The organism is Ciceribacter azotifigens (genome assembly GCF_048159625.1).
GTDB lineage: Bacteria > Pseudomonadota > Alphaproteobacteria > Rhizobiales > Rhizobiaceae > Allorhizobium > Allorhizobium azotifigens.
Genome location: NZ_JBLQTA010000007.1, coordinates 159211 through 174182 on the forward strand (window position 1 = coordinate 159211; position 14972 = coordinate 174182).

At 59.8% G+C, this 14972-nt stretch carries 18 protein-coding genes and 1 pseudogene; 12 read left to right on the top strand and 7 right to left on the bottom strand.

The annotated features are described in order from the left end of the window. The first annotated feature begins 10 nt into the window (after nucleotides 1-10). On the top strand, nucleotides 11-1276 hold the full coding sequence (locus ACM6UT_RS12625; protein WP_416797693.1) for an ABC transporter substrate-binding protein: 1266 nt from the start codon (nucleotides 11-13) through the stop codon (nucleotides 1274-1276). Nucleotides 1277-1661: 385 nt separating this feature from the next. Here the strand turns inward: ACM6UT_RS12625 and ACM6UT_RS12630 are convergent, their stop codons facing one another. Then, nucleotides 1662-2648: a substrate-binding domain-containing protein gene (locus ACM6UT_RS12630; RefSeq protein WP_416797694.1), complete on the bottom strand. Its 987-nt coding sequence runs from the start codon at nucleotides 2646-2648 to the stop codon at nucleotides 1662-1664. Nucleotides 2649-3081: 433 nt separating this feature from the next. Here ACM6UT_RS12630 and ACM6UT_RS12635 point away from each other — a divergent pair, with 433 nt between their 5' ends. Further along, a complete protein-coding gene (locus ACM6UT_RS12635; RefSeq protein WP_416797695.1) occupies nucleotides 3082-3231 on the top strand; it encodes a hypothetical protein in 150 nt (49 codons plus the stop codon). Between the two features lie 262 nt (nucleotides 3232-3493). Here ACM6UT_RS12635 and ACM6UT_RS12640 read toward each other — a convergent pair. Continuing rightward, nucleotides 3494-3820, bottom strand: a pseudogene (locus ACM6UT_RS12640) (ABC transporter substrate-binding protein); the annotation flags it as partial. A 51-nt stretch (nucleotides 3821-3871) separates the two neighbouring features. Here ACM6UT_RS12640 and ACM6UT_RS12645 point away from each other — a divergent pair. The 3 genes from ACM6UT_RS12645 to ACM6UT_RS12655 all read left to right on the top strand — a co-directional run bounded on the left by ACM6UT_RS12645 (nucleotide 3872) and on the right by ACM6UT_RS12655 (nucleotide 5152). Next, nucleotides 3872-4225, top strand: a complete 354-nt coding sequence (locus ACM6UT_RS12645) for an SDR family NAD(P)-dependent oxidoreductase (RefSeq protein ID WP_416797696.1) — start codon at nucleotides 3872-3874, stop codon at nucleotides 4223-4225. A 170-nt stretch (nucleotides 4226-4395) separates the two neighbouring features. Then, nucleotides 4396-4596 carry a winged helix-turn-helix domain-containing protein gene (locus tag ACM6UT_RS12650; protein WP_416797697.1) on the top strand — a complete coding sequence of 67 codons (201 nt, stop codon included), beginning with the start codon at nucleotides 4396-4398 and terminating at the stop codon, nucleotides 4594-4596. A gap of 142 nt (nucleotides 4597-4738) precedes the next feature. Further along, the gene (locus ACM6UT_RS12655) at nucleotides 4739-5152 is read left to right on the top strand and encodes a helix-turn-helix domain-containing protein (RefSeq protein ID WP_416797698.1); all 414 of its coding nucleotides are present in this window, start codon (nucleotides 4739-4741) and stop codon (nucleotides 5150-5152) included. Between the two features lie 187 nt (nucleotides 5153-5339). Here the strand turns inward: ACM6UT_RS12655 and ACM6UT_RS12660 are convergent, their stop codons facing one another. The 4 genes from ACM6UT_RS12660 to ACM6UT_RS12670 form a co-directional block, all read right to left on the bottom strand. Then, on the bottom strand, nucleotides 5340-5972 hold the full coding sequence (locus tag ACM6UT_RS12660) for an acyl-homoserine-lactone synthase (RefSeq protein WP_416797699.1): 633 nt from the start codon (nucleotides 5970-5972) through the stop codon (nucleotides 5340-5342). Nucleotides 5973-6052: 80 nt separating this feature from the next. Continuing rightward, on the bottom strand, nucleotides 6053-6796 hold the full coding sequence (locus tag ACM6UT_RS12665) for a helix-turn-helix transcriptional regulator (RefSeq protein ID WP_416797700.1): 744 nt from the start codon (nucleotides 6794-6796) through the stop codon (nucleotides 6053-6055). A 264-nt stretch (nucleotides 6797-7060) separates the two neighbouring features. Next, entirely contained in the window at nucleotides 7061-7453 is a 393-nt protein-coding gene (gene rctB / locus ACM6UT_RS23490) for an SMa0974 family conjugal transfer regulator (protein WP_465245563.1), read from the bottom strand. Between the two features lie 75 nt (nucleotides 7454-7528). Next, a complete protein-coding gene (locus ACM6UT_RS12670) occupies nucleotides 7529-7792 on the bottom strand; it encodes a helix-turn-helix domain-containing protein (RefSeq protein ID WP_416797701.1) in 264 nt (87 codons plus the stop codon). 254 nt (nucleotides 7793-8046) lie between these two features. On the opposite strand from ACM6UT_RS12670, the gene ACM6UT_RS12675 reads away from it, so the two are divergent. Next, the gene (locus ACM6UT_RS12675) at nucleotides 8047-8280 is read left to right on the top strand and encodes a helix-turn-helix domain-containing protein (protein ID WP_416797702.1); all 234 of its coding nucleotides are present in this window, start codon (nucleotides 8047-8049) and stop codon (nucleotides 8278-8280) included. Nucleotides 8281-8320: 40 nt separating this feature from the next. Here ACM6UT_RS12675 and ACM6UT_RS12680 read toward each other — a convergent pair whose 3' ends face one another. Further along, the gene (locus ACM6UT_RS12680) at nucleotides 8321-8545 is read right to left on the bottom strand and encodes a helix-turn-helix domain-containing protein (protein WP_416797703.1); all 225 of its coding nucleotides are present in this window, start codon (nucleotides 8543-8545) and stop codon (nucleotides 8321-8323) included. A gap of 130 nt (nucleotides 8546-8675) precedes the next feature. Between ACM6UT_RS12680 and ACM6UT_RS12685 the strand changes: the two genes are divergently transcribed. The 6 genes from ACM6UT_RS12685 to ACM6UT_RS12710 all read left to right on the top strand — a co-directional run bounded on the left by ACM6UT_RS12685 (nucleotide 8676) and on the right by ACM6UT_RS12710 (nucleotide 14841). Further along, nucleotides 8676-9473 carry an IclR family transcriptional regulator gene (locus ACM6UT_RS12685; protein ID WP_416797704.1) on the top strand — a complete coding sequence of 266 codons (798 nt, stop codon included), beginning with the start codon at nucleotides 8676-8678 and terminating at the stop codon, nucleotides 9471-9473. Continuing rightward, nucleotides 9463-10653 (top strand): M24 family metallopeptidase, encoded by a 1191-nt coding sequence (locus ACM6UT_RS12690; RefSeq protein ID WP_416797705.1) that lies wholly within the window; start codon nucleotides 9463-9465, stop codon nucleotides 10651-10653. The genes ACM6UT_RS12685 and ACM6UT_RS12690 overlap by 11 nt, the downstream gene beginning before the upstream one ends. Before the next feature lie 224 nt (nucleotides 10654-10877). After that, nucleotides 10878-11915, top strand: coding sequence for a pyridoxal-phosphate dependent enzyme (locus tag ACM6UT_RS12695; RefSeq protein ID WP_416797706.1), 1038 nt, complete (start codon nucleotides 10878-10880; stop codon nucleotides 11913-11915). Nucleotides 11916-11951: 36 nt separating this feature from the next. Beyond that, nucleotides 11952-12914: a tripartite tricarboxylate transporter substrate binding protein gene (locus tag ACM6UT_RS12700; RefSeq protein WP_416797707.1), complete on the top strand. Its 963-nt coding sequence runs from the start codon at nucleotides 11952-11954 to the stop codon at nucleotides 12912-12914. Then, the gene (locus tag ACM6UT_RS12705; RefSeq protein WP_416797708.1) at nucleotides 12911-13336 is read left to right on the top strand and encodes a tripartite tricarboxylate transporter TctB family protein; all 426 of its coding nucleotides are present in this window, start codon (nucleotides 12911-12913) and stop codon (nucleotides 13334-13336) included. The genes ACM6UT_RS12700 and ACM6UT_RS12705 overlap by 4 nt, the downstream gene beginning before the upstream one ends. Next, nucleotides 13336-14841: a tripartite tricarboxylate transporter permease gene (locus ACM6UT_RS12710; RefSeq protein ID WP_416797709.1), complete on the top strand. Its 1506-nt coding sequence runs from the start codon at nucleotides 13336-13338 to the stop codon at nucleotides 14839-14841. Before ACM6UT_RS12705 ends, ACM6UT_RS12710 begins: the two co-directional genes overlap by 1 nt. Nucleotides 14842-14972: the final 131 nt, after the last annotated feature.

The following is a 14972-nucleotide window of genomic DNA, read 5'->3' on the forward strand; positions in this document are numbered from 1 at the left end:
GAGACCTGCGATGAACCATCTCAAGAAGGCGCTCGCCGCGGCAGCGGTGACGCTGGCGGCAAGCTTCCCCGCCCATGCCGAGACCACGCTCACCGTGCATTATCCGATGCCCGGCTTCTTCAAGGACGTGATGGACACGATCTCGAAGAAGTTCATGGAAGAAAACCCGGACATCAAGATCACGTTTGCCAATCCCTCGGATACCTATGAAGCCGGCATCCAGACGATCATGCGCCAGGCCGGCACGGCCGAAATGCCGGATGTCACCTTCATCGGTCTCAACCGCCTGCGCATGGTCAACGAGCGCGATATCCCCGTCGACCTCGGTCCCTTCATGGCCAAGGACGGCAATATGGCCGAGCAGGGCTTTTCCGACAACATCCTGAAGCTCGCCCAGGTGAACGGCAAGCAGGTCGGCCTCGCTTTCGCGACCTCCAACCCGATCATGTACTACAACGCCGATCTCGTCCGCAAAGCCGGCGGTGATCCGGACCAGCCGCCGAAGACCTGGGACGAAGTGATCGCGCTGTCGTCCAAGATCAAGGCGCTCGGCGATGGCAACGAGGGCATCGACTTCCGCTGGCAGGGTGACGACTGGATGTTCTCGGCGCTGCTGTTCGGCGCCGGCGGCAAGATGCTGAACGACGACGAGACCGGCGTCGCCTTCAACGGCCCGGAAGGTCAGAAGGCCTTCGAACTGGTCGACCGCATGGTCAAGGAAGGCGGCCTTCCGGTGTTCACAAAGCAGGCCGGCGAACAGGCCTTCGTTGCCGGCAAGGTCGGCTTCGCCTTCCAGACCACCGGCGCGCTGCGCAATACCATCAAGAATGTCGGCGACAAGTTCGACCTGCGCACCGGCCATATCCCGCTGATCGATCCGGTCAACGGCAAGCTGCCGACCGGGGGTAACGCCGCCGTCATGCTGACCCGCGACGCCGCAAAGCAGGACGCCGCCTGGAAGTTCATCAAGTTTGCCGCCGGCCCGTTCGGTGCCTCGGTCGTCGTTCCCGGCACCGGCTACGTGCCGAACAACGAGTTGGCCGCCAAGTCGCCCGACTATCTCGGCAATTTCTACAAGGAAGACCCGCTATTCCGCGCCGGCCTCGAGCAGATGCCGCTGATGCAGCCCTGGTACGCCTTCCCCGGTTCGAACGGCGTGAAGGTCACACAGACGATCGTCGAAAACCTGTCGCGCGTGGTCGAGCAGTCGGCCGAGCCGAAGGAAGCGCTCGATGACGCCGCCGCTGAAGTCGAAGGACTCCTGCCGCGCAGCTAAGCCCGGCGCTTCGTCCCAGATGACCCGCATGGGGACGCGTCGCTCACATGGGCGGCGCGTCCCAAATGTGACAGGGGCATGCTGGCATTCCACGAGGCGACGATTGGATCTATTGTGTCGGTCTTGGGATTCCCTGTTCGGTTCTATGAAGGGACGCGTCGAGCGTCCTTTCGACAGGCTCGGGACGAGGCGAAAAGGAGGGGAGGCTCCCTTCGACCTAGTGCCAAAGGTCCCTCATTCGGCGCTACGGCGCCACCTTTTCTCTCGTCAAAAGAGGGACGGACGCTGGTCGCGTTGCGAGGAACGAGCAGGCTGACCTACCTCCTGTCGAGGGTATGAGTCTTGTCAGCCGTTTTCCATCTTAAGAAAGTCCGAGTGAGGAAGCCTAGCGGATCCGTCGCACGGTGCCGCCAGCATTGAGCTTGTAGCCTAGCATGAGGTGGCGGGGCATGGCCGAGTTCTCGGCGATGTCGAGTAGGAGAGAGGCCGCGGTTGCGCCCATGCTGGCATCGGCCATCTCGATCGTCGTCAGCGGCGGATCGACGAGCCGGCCGATGGCGATGCCGTCGAAGCCGGCCACCGAGACGTTGCCTGGCACGCTCAGCCCCTCGCGCCTCAGCGCGCCGATCACGGCAAGTGCAAGAAGGTCGTTCGAGGCGATGATCGCGGTCGGGCGATGCGCGGCAAGGGCAGGACCAAGGTCGAGGGCGTCATGGCCGGTAACGAAGGGGATTTGCAGGGCGTCCAGAACCGGAATGTCGTTCAGAGCCGCCGCTTCGCAATAGCCGTCATAGCGCAGCCTTGCGCGGTCGGAGCTTTCGAAGCGGCCCGAAACGAACAGGATTCGTCGATGGCCATGCTCAATCAGGTGCGCGGTAAGTTCGCGGCCGGCGAGCCGGTTGTCGGTGGTCACGGCGGCCGGAAAGCGGGCGGTCGGCAGGTTGTTGAGAAGGACGGTTGGTGGAAGTAATGCGGGCAGGATCGCTTCGCTCTTTGTCGCATCGCAGACGGTGAGGATGAGTCCCGTCGGCTTCTCCGTCAGTAGGTAATCGACCGCGTCGGCCTCGCGCCCCGGGTCGTAATCGGACTGTGCGATGAGCACACCGTGTCCCGAAACTCGCATGCGGTTTTGGATGCCGGAAAGCGATGCGGCAAAGACCGGGTTGGTGACACTCGGGATGAGGACGCCGATCACCGGCCGACGACGTCCGGGCGGCAGGGTTCGCTCGATCCGGCGATAACCGAGGTCGGAGGCCGCCTTGCGCACGCGCCGGACCATGCCCTCGCTGACCGGTCCGCTGCGATTGAGCACTCGGCTGACCGTGGCCATCGAGCACCCGGCTCTCGATGCGATGTCTTGAAGTGTCGACATTGGCCGTCGGCGCGCTTTCGTGTCCTGGGGTCGTCTACTGGCCAGCTTGGCGACGTTCCGATAGCGAGTTGATGTGACATGAGTTTGAAGGTCGTCCCATGAGCACAACCGTCGACGATCAACGTCCTTGAAACGGACGACGTGGTTGGTCCCGCAGCATTGCGGCCGTTTGACGCAACGGCTCCGTCGGTGGATCAGAGCTCTTCGCGCTGTCGCGCCTTCGCCGAGATGGTGCGCCGCCATCTCGACGTAAGTGAAGGCGCGCGGGGGCGGTGGGCTACGGCCTCTGCCTTGCGCGTTCAACCGCCCTCATTCCCACTAGGTCAGAAAGGCCGATTTGCCGAACGGGCCAGGTGGCATCGTTATCGGTGCGACCGTGACTTCACGCGACCCGAAAAGTGGTATATGAGTTACCACAATAACGGAGGTAATGATGGACAGGAATGAAGCGCGCAGGCCAGTGGTCTTCTCCAGCGAACATGTGAGTGGTCGAGATGTCGATGGTCGCAGCCTGATGCCGATGCTGATCATCGGGCTTGTTCTAATCGCGATCGGCTATGCCGCGATCATGATTTTCGTGTAGGTGCCAGGTAAAGACCCCGACGTCCTTCACTCCGGCGGAAGTGCGCCTCTGTGAGCAGGTGAGCCGAGCTCTGCCGGCGGAGATTGGTTTTCCGCTCGCGCCCGGCATCGAGGCCCAATGAATAAGGGCGGGAGCGGTCCGGTCTGCAGTTGATGTCCGGCTGCGAACGGTTTTGCCGGCCCGCGCAGGACGACCGCGGCGGACCAGCGCCGCGGCCATTCAGCCTAACGGAAACACCAGCCGAAGGTAGGCCGAGAATCCATCAGCGAATCCACTCGTTCCAGCGCTGTAGCATCATCGCAGCATTTTCGTTGATCCACTCAGCATCTGGAACAATGACGTAGTCCCGCACCTCCTCGCCTTGGGGCATCGTTTGGCGAGCCTCGTCGGACATCAACGCAATGGCGTCACGACTCGGCGGTGTACACGAGAGAATCTCGCACGCCTCGGCCTGTGCTTTCGGCGAGTTGAGCCAGAAGGCCATCAATCTCAGCGCGTTCTCGCGGTTTGGCGCATTCTTGAGGAGCGCTATTCTCTCTTCTACAAGGAAAGACGCCTTGTAGAACCAGGTGATCGGAAGGCCTTCGTTTCGAGCGGTCCTACCCCGTTCCGAAACCTCACGCTTGACGAGTGGAACGACGTGCTCCCCGTCAACCTGACTGGAGTGATGCTATGCTGCCAGGCGATTGTGCCCGGCGTGGTCGCGGACGGGTTCGGTCGAATCGTGTTTGTCGGCTCCATTGCGGGCCGTGCGGTCCCGAGAATTGCCGGTTTCGCATATGTTGTCTCGAAAGCAGCCCTCTCGGGGCTTGCTCGTTCACTCGTTCCATTTCTCACGCCGCGAGGGACTACCGTGAACGTCGTTGCACCGGGCAAGTTAGCGACCGAGATGGCCGGTTCGAGTGACAGCGCGATCGACCGTATCGCGGTCGCTCGCGTTTCTGCCGATCGATTTGGCGACGCAGGGGAGTGGCTGCCGCGATCGCGTTTCTGACGTCCGAGAGCGCGGCATTGCCGTCCGCGCATGCCACCGGAACAGATGTATTCGCATGCGGACATCGAGATGAATGTCGCCAGGGTTAGGGTTACGCGGAAGGGGCAGCCCGTCCGTCTTTCTGCGCTATAGATCAGACTACTTCCACAGCTCATCAGAAGCCTCAGTCCGTGCATAGTCGTGAGGAACTGATTGCAGCGGGCTGGTCACCCGAGATTGAGGTCGAACCTCGCACCGTCGACGTTCGTATCGGCCATATTAGACGTGCGCTCAATCAATACGGCCGCGAAGTCGCACGCACTGTGCGATCAGTCGCCTACTCTCTCGACATGCGTTCGAGCCAACAGGGACCTGACCCATCAGAAATGTAGGCTCCCGGCGACCATCAGCGCGCGGCACAAGCGTCCGCAGGCTCTCAGGATCTTTCGTTCGCCCGGCTCCACCGAAGCTGCCGGTTGCCGCAATCCAAGTTTGTTTCTATGGTGGCAATTCAATTTCGGATGGTAAGACAAAATGGTGGCAACTCAAAAGGCGCCAGACGAAGTGGACGTCCGGGCGGGCTCGCGTCTCAAGTCGGCACGGCGACTGAAGCGAATGAGTCAAGCAGAGCTTGCTCGTATACTTGGCGTTACGTTTCAGCAGGTACAGAAGTATGAGAACGGGAAAAACCGCATAAGTGCCGGCAAAATTGTCGCTGCGGCAAACGCCCTCGGCGTGAAGCCGAGTTTCTTCTTCGATGAAGAGGATCGGGCGGCAAACGACGTTACGGACGCTTCGTCCGAGATGAACAGGCTGATTGATCTGGTGGCTGCGGGCGACGCGCTTGAGTTGAATACGCATTTTGCCAGAATCAAAACGCCGTCCCTGCGGAGAGCAGTCGTCTCATTTGTCACCGCGATAGCCACAGCAGGAGACGATCAAATCTAGAGCTCCGTCGGTTGTCCGTGTTCTATGTTGGCGAGTTCCTCCAGGACCATCGCTAGTAAATATATCAGAAACAGATAGCCTCCTTTTCGAGCAAGTTGAACCGTAGCTTGAATTTCATCGCGCGCTTTCGAAACCTCCAGGAGAACCTCCTTCTGCGTGGTGGCCATCTTGCTCCCCACGTCCATTTCTATTCTGCCGCAACAGGGTTCGGCAGCCGCCGCCGTTGAAGCACTCGATTGCTGTTTCCACGCAGTGCTTGCAGCATCTCCAGAGTACGGCGATCGAATTTGGCGACGACGGCTACCACGCTGTCCTTGCCGATCTCCCTCGGGATGCCGAGAGGCGTAACCAAGAAATTGAGCTGGACCAACCGCAAGAGCCAAATCGGTTCCATCTCGATGATGATTCGGTCGACGCCGGACTCCATGCCCCATTCCACGATGGCGGATAGTAATTCGTTGGCGATGGGACTTAGTGTGCGGCCGCGCTCGCGGTAGGGTCGAGCAACGCAGTAGCGGGTCCACTCCCAAATATGGTCGCCAACGGGTCTTTCGACTTCACACAAGTCAGCAAGGACGCTGGACAACAGATGCGGTTTTGTGGTTGGCAACATCCTTTGGTAGCCCACAACTCGACCGTCCTGCCTGCAGATCATGTGCAAGGCGTGATCATTGTCGAACTGGTCGATCTCGCGACGATCGGCATGTGCTAGATCGCACCAGCCCTTCTCCTCGACGAATACATCGTGACGAAGCCGATATGCCTCATCCATTTCGGTCCGGTACAGGCGGATGTTGTCGGCGGTGATGATTTCAATCATGACTGGCCCCCAAGAGATGGGCCAAGTGTGCTGTATCAGAACGACGCGAGACAGTGGGGAAGTCCCCACCTTGACAGACGCTAACTGATCAACCTGAGCCGGAAGGCCTCGGCGACGGCATGTGCTCGATTCACAGCACCGAGTTTCATTCGGATATTGTGTACGTGCTTGGCGACGGCCTTGTCGGAGACGCCCAAAATGACACCAATTTCCCAATCTGTTTTGCCCGCGGCGATCCAGGCCAAGGTCTCTCTCTCGCGGGCGGTCAGGCGTACCCTTGCGCGGACTTCGTTGTTCTTGAGTTCGACTGCTCTACCGAAGGCGAAACTCGCAATGAGCGTCATCACACCTTTTGCTTCGGGGGCGTCGTCGATGTGCGCGCCGGCGAATGAAAACCCGACATGGCGGCCATCCAGAGACAACAATGGTACGGTACAGCCGTTGCGCAACGAAAAGTCCGCGGCGCTAGCCATGACGTAACGCTCGCTTGTGCTGAGATCTGGTTGAGTGGGTAGCTCGGACCAAACAAAGGTTGGCTGTGCCCGAAGGACCCGGCGGATAGTAGGGTCTTGGAACAGCAATCCCCTGTGAAAATAGATTGTCGCCCAATCCTCTGGCCAGTCGGCCAAGAGGATATGACGCAATTGCTCGCCCGGTAACGTTCCCGGTTTCGGGATGAAACCCGCCAGAATTTTCTCAACCCCAAACGCCGCCGTTGCCCGCTTCACTGCTGTCGTGAGATCTGCGTGGTTGTTAATGCTTCGCACATCCGACAAAAATGAAAGCGTCCGCTCAAGGCCTATGGAAAGCTCGTTCGTCGCCATGCAAACACGTATAACGTGCCTGCGAATTCCCATCTATAGGAGCCGAGTTCCGAGAACGAGATCTCAGCAACACCAATGGCGCGCGAGGAGAGCTAGCTGGGCCGGCGTTTAAGCTGAACAAACACGCCGAACCAAAAGTTGTAGTCGCTCCGCCTCAGCTCTACGTAGGCATCGAGAGCACAGTATGCTGCTGCGGTGGCGGCTTCGTTGCTGTAGAGGGATCGCCGTCTGTCGCGGGGCCAGATTTCAACCAGACGATGATGCCTATCCTCGGTCCTTCGGCCGCATCTCTGACGAAGGCCGTGGATCTGTTCGCTGCCAATCAAAGGCGTAATCGAAAACGCGCACGATTTCCGAGAGGCTTCCCTCGAGGAGCGTCTGGATTCCGCGAAACGTCGGCAGGTCAAGTGCCTCCACGCGGAACAGGAGCGTATCGCCGATTGGTCGAATGACCGCGACCCCGCCGTCGAATCCAAGCCATATCTCTTTTTCGGTAAATCTGATCTGTTGACAGACGATCGCAATGCGGATGCAGACCTGCCTTGCAAGGCGCGTGGCGTCCGCAACGCTGACGCGGGCTTCGGCGACGTGTCCAGACATCAAGATCAAGTCCCATCTCCGTCGGATTGTTTCGCTCGTCGGCCGCCGGTAGATCATCGAACGAGCTGCGGGCAACTTCGATAGGTAGGTTTCGGTGCGCTGTGGCCGTTCCGGGCCTGATCTCCGGAACAGCTACGTCCCGCGTTTCGGCGGCTCAAGAAGAGACGGTGCATCGAGCGTAATCTCCGATCGGCGAACCGCCTCGACAATCGTCTGGACGACATTCACGGTCTCCAACTTGGTCCGGGCGTTCCTCAGGTGTGAGATCACAGTGCTCTCCGCTATATCCAGAATGATTGAGATCTCCCATGCCGTCTTACCGTTGGCGGTCCACTTCAAGACCTCTCGCTCCCTTGGGGTGAGTTTTCTCTCCTCGGAAGAATCTAGGGCAGCCATCTTGCCTCTCTGCAATTCGCCGGAGCGCGCACGGGCCGACCGCCGCTCAGGGATTGTTCCGGCGGGGTGATCGACGGTTCGGAACTCCACTCTTTTCGGCTGTGGGCGGCCTCCACGGCGGACGCAGTGTTGGATGCCGCATGCCATATCGGTTGCAGCTTACGGGTTTGCTCAACCTCAACGCAAGCTATTCGCGCTATGATTGCTTACTATAATAGGTAGCATTTCTCCGGCGTGCTCAAGATCGTTGACCCATGAAACTCACAGCCGTTTTCGCTAGAAATCTGCGACTATGCCGGCAGGCATCCGGCCTCTCTCAGGAGCGGCTGGCAGAATATGCCGGGCTTGATCGAAATTACATCGGCAAGCTTGAACGAGAAGAGTGTTCGCCGACGCTGGAAACGATCGAGGCCCTGTCGCTCGCGATGCAGATCGACGTTGAACGATTGATCCAGCGGAGCCCCCCAAATCGTTCCGGAAGAGTCTGAACCGCTCGGATAGCGTCCCAATCGTCCAAGAATTAGCAAGTCACGGATTATTCCGCACGGGTGAGTGAACCAGGTCCTCAACCGTGACGCCGAGAGCGTTTGCGATCTTGCTCAGCGAGACGATCGTGGGATTGCGCCGGCCAGCTTCCAACCCGCTCAGATATGCACGGGTTACGCCCGCCTGCAACGACAGGTCTTCCTGCGAAAGACTGCGTTCGCGACGAATTCGCAGCACGTTTAATCCAACGACGGCGCGGATATCCATGCGGTCATGGATGCGCGAGCGTTCACTTTAGAACGACACACTATAGTGAACATTCGCATTGACACGCACAACGAAAGGGCGTTTAAATGTTCATTATATGGAACAGTGTTTCGATTAAAGGAACATATGAATGTCGAATAATCTCTCCCTCGAGAAGGGGCTGTCGATCCTGGGTCTGCTGAAAGACTCGAAGGAGCCTTTGGGTGTGCGTGAGATCGCGCGTCGGCTCGATCTCAGTCCGGCGGTCGCTCAAAGACTGCTCAACACCCTCGCCGCGCAGAGCTACGTGGAGCAGGAGGCAGGAGGCCGCCGCTACCAGGTCGGTTATGCCGTCTTGGGACTTGCTCAACACGTGTTTCAGAGAGGCCGTCTCCTCATGCTCGGAGAGGAGGAACTCCGGGCGATGGCGGCGGGAGGTTGTTTCAACGGTTTTCTGGGTGTGCGGCGCGGTGCCTTGGGTGTCTATGTACTTGCCGTTCAGTCCGACAGCCCGGTCGTCATCCGCGCACTCTCCGGCGAAACCATGCCACTTCACTCGACGGCTCTTGGCAAGGCGCTCCTTTTCGAAATGGATGACAAGGCTGTCGCGGAGATTGTCGGTGATGGTCCATTCGAGCGGTTCACGGAACGGACTGTCACCGGTATCGAGGAGCTCAACAAGCAACTGCATATCGCGCGCTCGCTCGGCTATGCCACGGCAATTTCGGAGAACGTCGAGGGCGTGATCTCGGTCGGCGCACCGATCCACGATGCCGGCGGTTCTGTGATTGCCGCGATCAGCGTCGCATTTCCTCGCGCCGTTTACCCGAAGGTCAAAATCAGCGACGTCGCTCAGAGCGTCCTTGCCGCCGCGCGCCGGGTGTCCGGTGGGCTCGGCTTTGACGAACTGCCGTCAACGCAGGAGAAGGACAGCCCAAATGTTGCTTAACAAGGAGCGGCTGCAGGCCGCTATGTCTCAGCACGCGCTCGCGGCTATCGTCGCTACGGCGCCGGAAAACGTTCTCTATTCCAGTGGCTTCTGGTGTCTGCCCCAATGGATCCGACGGGGTCCGCAGGCCTTTGTCGTGCTTGCGGCAGGCGAAGGCGAATTCGCGTCCGTCGTGATCACCGGCACGTCAACGCTCGATCTCGTTGCGGACCAACAGGTTGCGGGGAGGGTGCGGCGCTATGGATCCTTCACTGTTGACGAGCATCCTTCTACGCATCTCGACATGGTCAGTTCGCGCCAAGCTCAGCTGCAGCGTCTTCCCGACGACGGCAATGCCGTCGAAGCTCTGATCCTTGAACTCGGGACGGCGGGGCATGCCAAGGGCCGCCTCGGCATTGACGAAGGCGGCCTGATGCCCGGTGACATGGAACGGCTGGAGCGTGGCTTGCCGGACGTCACCTGGGTCAAGGCCGCCTCAATTCTACGTAGCGTTCGTGCCGTGAAAACCAAGGAAGAGATTTCGAGGCTAAGAACCATTGCGCGGATCACAGAGAGATCCGTCCAGGCTGCATTATCAATCGCGCATGAAGGGGCCACCGAGATCGATTTGGCCCGGGCGTTCCACGCACAGACAGTTCAAGAGGACGGCTTCCCGGTGCTCGGTTGCATTGGTTTCGGCGAGCGCAGTGCGCTCATGAATGTCCAACCTTCCGATCGGCCCCTCCGTCACGGCGACATCATCCGCTTCGACGTTGGCGGGCATTATCGCAACTATCGCGCGGACATCGCCCGGATTGCGAGTTTCGGCGAGCCAACCCGGGAAATGGCTCTCAAATACAGGGCGCTCAGAAGAGGCGTGCAGCGGGGCATCGAGTACATGCGGCCAGGTGTGCGAGCGTCGGATGTCTTTCAGGTCGTCCTGGAAACCGTGCGCAAGGAAGGAATTCCTCACTACCAGCGCAATCATGTGGGGCACGGAATCGGCCTGGACGGCTATGACCTTCCACTCCTTTCTCCAGCCAGCTCCGACCTCCTCGAGGAAGGCATGGTCCTGTGTATCGAAACCCCGTATTACGAACTCGGTTGCGTGGGTCTCCAGGTTGAGGACATGCTCTTGATACGTCCAGACGGTGTCGAGATGCTCACTGACATCTGTGAAGACATGGTGGTGCTTCACTGATGTCCAGACCAGCTGCCCTTTCCTGTTATCGATGTGAAGCGCGTTTTCCCTTGGCTCAGGCGATTGACTCGCGCGGGTGCCCGGCGTGCTTCGACATCGCTCCGTCGAACCTCCACCTAATCTATAGCTCCGCACCTGATCGTGAACGAGCGTCTGCGCCAGGGGTATTGCCAACCTCCCTCTGGCGCTACGCGGACCGGTTGCCATTCGACGGGCAGATTGCGATGAGCCTCGGCGAGGGACTGACCCCGCTTCTCGCGGCAAGGCGCCTCGGTTCAGAGATTGGAGTTCCCAATCTCTTCATCAAGAACGAAGGCCACAACCCGACATGGTCACACAAGGATCGCTTCTCGACCGTGGCTCTGACTGCGGCAGTCGACTCGGGCGCTACGATTGTCGCGACGAGCTCCACCGGCAATGCGGGTGCATCTCTCGCAGCCTACGCTGCGCGCGCCGGGCTGCCCTGCATTGTCGCAACCTCGACCGGATCCTCCGGGCCAATGATCTCGCAAATACGAAAGTACGGCGCTCGGGTCGTCGCGTTCGAACAAAAGGCCGACCGCTGGGAATTCCTCAAGAGAGGCGTAGAAAGGTTCGGCTGGTTTGCGACCTCGCCCTATCGACACCCTGTCGTTGGAAGCCATCCTATCGGGATCGAGGGATACAAGACCATCGCCTTTGAAATCGCCGAGCAAATGTCAGGCGAGGTGCCCGACTGGTGTGCGCTGCCCGTCTGCTACGGTGACGCGCTGGTAGGTGTCTGGCTCGGGTTTCGAGAACTCTTGAGGGATGGTGCGATCGCCCGTATCCCGCGTCTGCTTGCGGCAGAGGCCCATGGATCGCTGCGAATGGCACTCGAACTGGAAACCGATCGCATTCCCGAGGTGCGCCCCCATTTCGATGCCTTGGCCATTTCGGTCGGTGCGTCGCGAAGCACATTCCAGGCTCTCAAGGCTCTACGCGAGACGGGTGGTGTCGCCATTCCGGTCGGCAATGACGGCCTGATCGGTTTCCAGGAGCAAATTGCCGCGACGGAGGGGGCCTTCCTGGAATTGTCCTCCGTCATGTCGGTCGCAGCAGTCGCTGCGGCCAGACGAGATGGCGTCATCAGGGGGCATGAAACGGTCATATCTGTTGTGACCGCGTCCGGGTTGAAGGACGTCGACCGTTCTTCTTCGCCGGAGACGGTACGTTCTTTCGCCGATGTCGAAACAGCTTTGGAATCATTCGAAGCGACGGGAGGAAACCACTTGACGGCCTGAGGGTCGAAACATCCAGCACCAAGAAGAGGGAACACCATGAAAAGAAGGAATTTCTTGTCGGCCGCAGCAGTTCTTGCAGCGGGCGCTCCCAGACTATCGTTTGCCGCCATGCAGACCTATCTCCAAGACAATGCGACCATGATCGTTGGTTTCTCGGCGGGCGGCGCGGGAGATGTCGCAAGTCGGGTCGTTGCAAACTATGTCAAAACCAGCCGCGGAATGGTGTTGACGCCAGATTTTCGACCGGGCGCCGGTGGGACAATCGCGACGGACCAGGTTCGTCGCGCGCCGGCCGACGGGTCGGTCATTTCCCTCTTCTCGGTCAGTCCGCTCCTGGTCGCACCGCACCTTGCCAAGGTACCGTACGATTCCTCGCGCGACTTTACCTATATTGCGAGTTACGTGGGTATATCGGTCCCCTGTTTCGTACGCAGCGGTAGTCCCTTCCGCACATGGGACGAGATGCTCGACTACGCGCGGAAGGAGCCGACCAAGCTCCGCTGGGCGACGGCGGCGCCACGTGGGCTCGCACACATAGCCACCGATGCGGCGTTCCGGACCGAAAAGGTTACCGCGACTTTCGTGCCATTCAAGGGTGGAGCGGACGCCGTGACGGCATTGTTGGGTGGCCATATTGACATGGTGGTCTCGTCCGATTTCGGACCACATCTTGCGGCGGGCACAATCCGCCTGCTCGCGGAGACGAGCCCAAACCCAAATGCCAGTCTCCCCGGCGTCGTCAGTTTCGCTGAGCGCGGCTACCCGATCGCAATCCCCGCCTCTTACGGACTTTTTGGTCCGGCGGGAATGCCGACTGCCGTAATTGCATGGTGGGAGGATGCGCTCAGCGAAATGACCAGGAGCGCCATGTATGCGGATTTCCTTAACGTCATCAATGGCTATCCGCTGTTCCAGAAGAGCGATGAGTTCACGCGGCTGGCAAACAATGCCTTCGTGGAAATCGGCCGCCAAATAGATCAGATGGGTATCCGCCTATGACTGCGACGCGTCTTGTTCCCTACATGCTGTCAGCTCTGGGTCTCGGAACGGCAGCCTATGCTCTTGACCTCGGTCTCTGGGCATATGGCGGACCGGCGGCAGGCCTCTTCCCGTTCATGGCGTCGCTCCTCCTGATCGGCACAAGCCTTGCCAGCACGCGCGAACACGTGGCGGAGGGCGGTCCAATCGAAGTCGCGCGCCTCCTTGCCTACTGTTTCGCGCTCGGATCCTATTGCCTTCTCCTGGAGGGAGTCGGATTTGTTCCGTCGACGTTCATGTTCCTCGTTGGCGTCTTCATCCTGGTGGAACGGATGAACTGGCAACGATCGGTTCTTTTGGCAGCACTCTTCGCGCTTGCGACGTGGACATTGTTCGAGACTCTTCTCTCGGTGCCGCTTCCACATGGCGAATGGAGGTTCTGATGCTGGATTCCTTCTCGCAACTGTTCATGGGACTGGGCATCGCGCTCGAACCGGGCAACCTCGCCGTAGCACTGATCGGCACGATTCTCGGGACCGCCGTCGGCGTTCTTCCCGGGCTCGGTCCGTCGGCGACCGTCAGCCTTCTGCTCCCGGTGACGGTGATGCTGGATCAGACGAGCGCAATCATTCTGCTGTCCGGCATCTACTACGGTTCGCAATATGGTGGCTCCATCACTTCGGTGCTGATGCGCGTGCCTGGGGAGGCCGCTAGCCTGACGACATGTTTCGACGGCTATCCGATGGCACGGCAAGGCCGGGCAGGGGCGGCGCTCGGGATCAGCGCGTTCGGCAGCTTCATCGCCGGGATTAGCGCCACACTGGCGATCGCCATTGTCGGGCCTGCCTTCACCTCCGTTGCACTGGCGTTCGGGCCGGTTGAGAAGACTTCCATCGTGCTTCTCGGATTGGTCCTTGCGGCAAGCATCGGGGAAGGACCGCGCATCAGAGCCTGGGCCATGGTCGCGCTCGGACTTTTGCTTTCGACCGTGGGTGTGGATTTGATTTCAGGGGAGGAGCGCTTCACATTCAATATCAGCTATCTCCGCGACGGCTTCAACATTGCCGTCCTGGCGATGGGTCTATTTGGGGTCAGCGAGATGTTGATGATGGCCGAGCGAAGGGACGCGTTCGAGGCCGAGCCCACCCCTTCATACCGCCTGCGTGATCTGCTTCCGACCCGAATGGACTGGAAGGATTCCACGGGCCCGATAGCCCGCGGAACCGTCCTTGGCTTCTTTCTTGGACTTCTGCCGGGCGGCGGGGCACTGGTCGCGGGGTTTGGCAGCTATCTGCTCGAGAAGAAGCTATCTCGTACTCCGGAACGTTTTGGCAAAGGCGCTATCGAAGGTGTCGCTGGACCGGAGAGCGCCAACAACGCGGCGGCGCAGGCAAGTTTCATCCCGATGCTCTGCCTCGGCATTCCCGCCAATGCGGTCATCGGGATCATTATGGGTGCCCTGCTGATGCAGAACGTCGTGCCCGGGCCACAGATCCTCGTCGAGCATCCGCAGCTCTTCTGGGGCATTGTCGCCAGCATGCTCGTCGGAAATGCCATGCTCATTGTGCTGAACGTGCCGCTGATCCGCGTCTTCGTTCTGTTGTTGAAGATCCCGCAGACGCTCATGGCGCCTCTCATCGTGCTCTTTTGCGTCATCGGCGCATTCAGCATGAACAACAGTATGTTCGACGTCGGCGTCGTTATCGCTTGCGGCTTCGTCGCATATGGATTGCGCAAGGCTGGCTTCGATCTCGCGCCGCTGCTGCTCGCCTTCCTCCTTGGATCGCTCCTGGAGGAAGACTTCCGGCAAAGCCTGATCCTTGGCCTCGGCGATCCCTCGGTCTTCGTTGATAGCCCGATTAGCCTCTCCGTGATCCTCTTCACGATCGCGGTCCTCATCGTGCCATTGGTCAAGCGCATGGGGACCTACATCCGCAGGCCTTGCTGATACAAGGGTTGGGAGGCGGCGTGGTTCGCCTTCTTCGACCTTTCCTGAGAAAACCCCAAGGCCCGGTAGGCCCGCATCTGCTTGATGCCAGTCTCTCGCGAGCAGGCGAACACCCGCGCGAAGTCGCCAGA

Coding starts and splice junctions, on each gene's coding strand:
- ACM6UT_RS12655 (WP_416797698.1), top strand. CDS start 4,739: ATGGTGGCAACTCAAAAGGCGCCAGACGAAGTGGACGTCCGGGCGGGC.
- ACM6UT_RS12660 (WP_416797699.1), bottom strand. CDS start 5,972: ATGATTGAAATCATCACCGCCGACAACATCCGCCTGTACCGGACCGAA.
- rctB (WP_465245563.1), bottom strand. CDS start 7,453: ATGATCTACCGGCGGCCGACGAGCGAAACAATCCGACGGAGATGGGAC.
- ACM6UT_RS12690 (WP_416797705.1), top strand. CDS start 9,463: ATGTTGCTTAACAAGGAGCGGCTGCAGGCCGCTATGTCTCAGCACGCG.
- ACM6UT_RS12705 (WP_416797708.1), top strand. CDS start 12,911: ATGACTGCGACGCGTCTTGTTCCCTACATGCTGTCAGCTCTGGGTCTC.
- ACM6UT_RS12625 (WP_416797693.1), top strand. CDS start 11: ATGAACCATCTCAAGAAGGCGCTCGCCGCGGCAGCGGTGACGCTGGCG.
- ACM6UT_RS12710 (WP_416797709.1), top strand. CDS start 13,336: ATGCTGGATTCCTTCTCGCAACTGTTCATGGGACTGGGCATCGCGCTC.
- ACM6UT_RS12700 (WP_416797707.1), top strand. CDS start 11,952: ATGAAAAGAAGGAATTTCTTGTCGGCCGCAGCAGTTCTTGCAGCGGGC.
- ACM6UT_RS12670 (WP_416797701.1), bottom strand. CDS start 7,792: ATGGCTGCCCTAGATTCTTCCGAGGAGAGAAAACTCACCCCAAGGGAG.
- ACM6UT_RS12665 (WP_416797700.1), bottom strand. CDS start 6,796: ATGGCGACGAACGAGCTTTCCATAGGCCTTGAGCGGACGCTTTCATTT.
- ACM6UT_RS12680 (WP_416797703.1), bottom strand. CDS start 8,545: ATGGATATCCGCGCCGTCGTTGGATTAAACGTGCTGCGAATTCGTCGC.
- ACM6UT_RS12635 (WP_416797695.1), top strand. CDS start 3,082: ATGGACAGGAATGAAGCGCGCAGGCCAGTGGTCTTCTCCAGCGAACAT.
- ACM6UT_RS12675 (WP_416797702.1), top strand. CDS start 8,047: ATGAAACTCACAGCCGTTTTCGCTAGAAATCTGCGACTATGCCGGCAG.
- ACM6UT_RS12695 (WP_416797706.1), top strand. CDS start 10,878: ATGAGCCTCGGCGAGGGACTGACCCCGCTTCTCGCGGCAAGGCGCCTC.
- ACM6UT_RS12685 (WP_416797704.1), top strand. CDS start 8,676: ATGTCGAATAATCTCTCCCTCGAGAAGGGGCTGTCGATCCTGGGTCTG.
- ACM6UT_RS12630 (WP_416797694.1), bottom strand. CDS start 2,648: ATGTCGACACTTCAAGACATCGCATCGAGAGCCGGGTGCTCGATGGCC.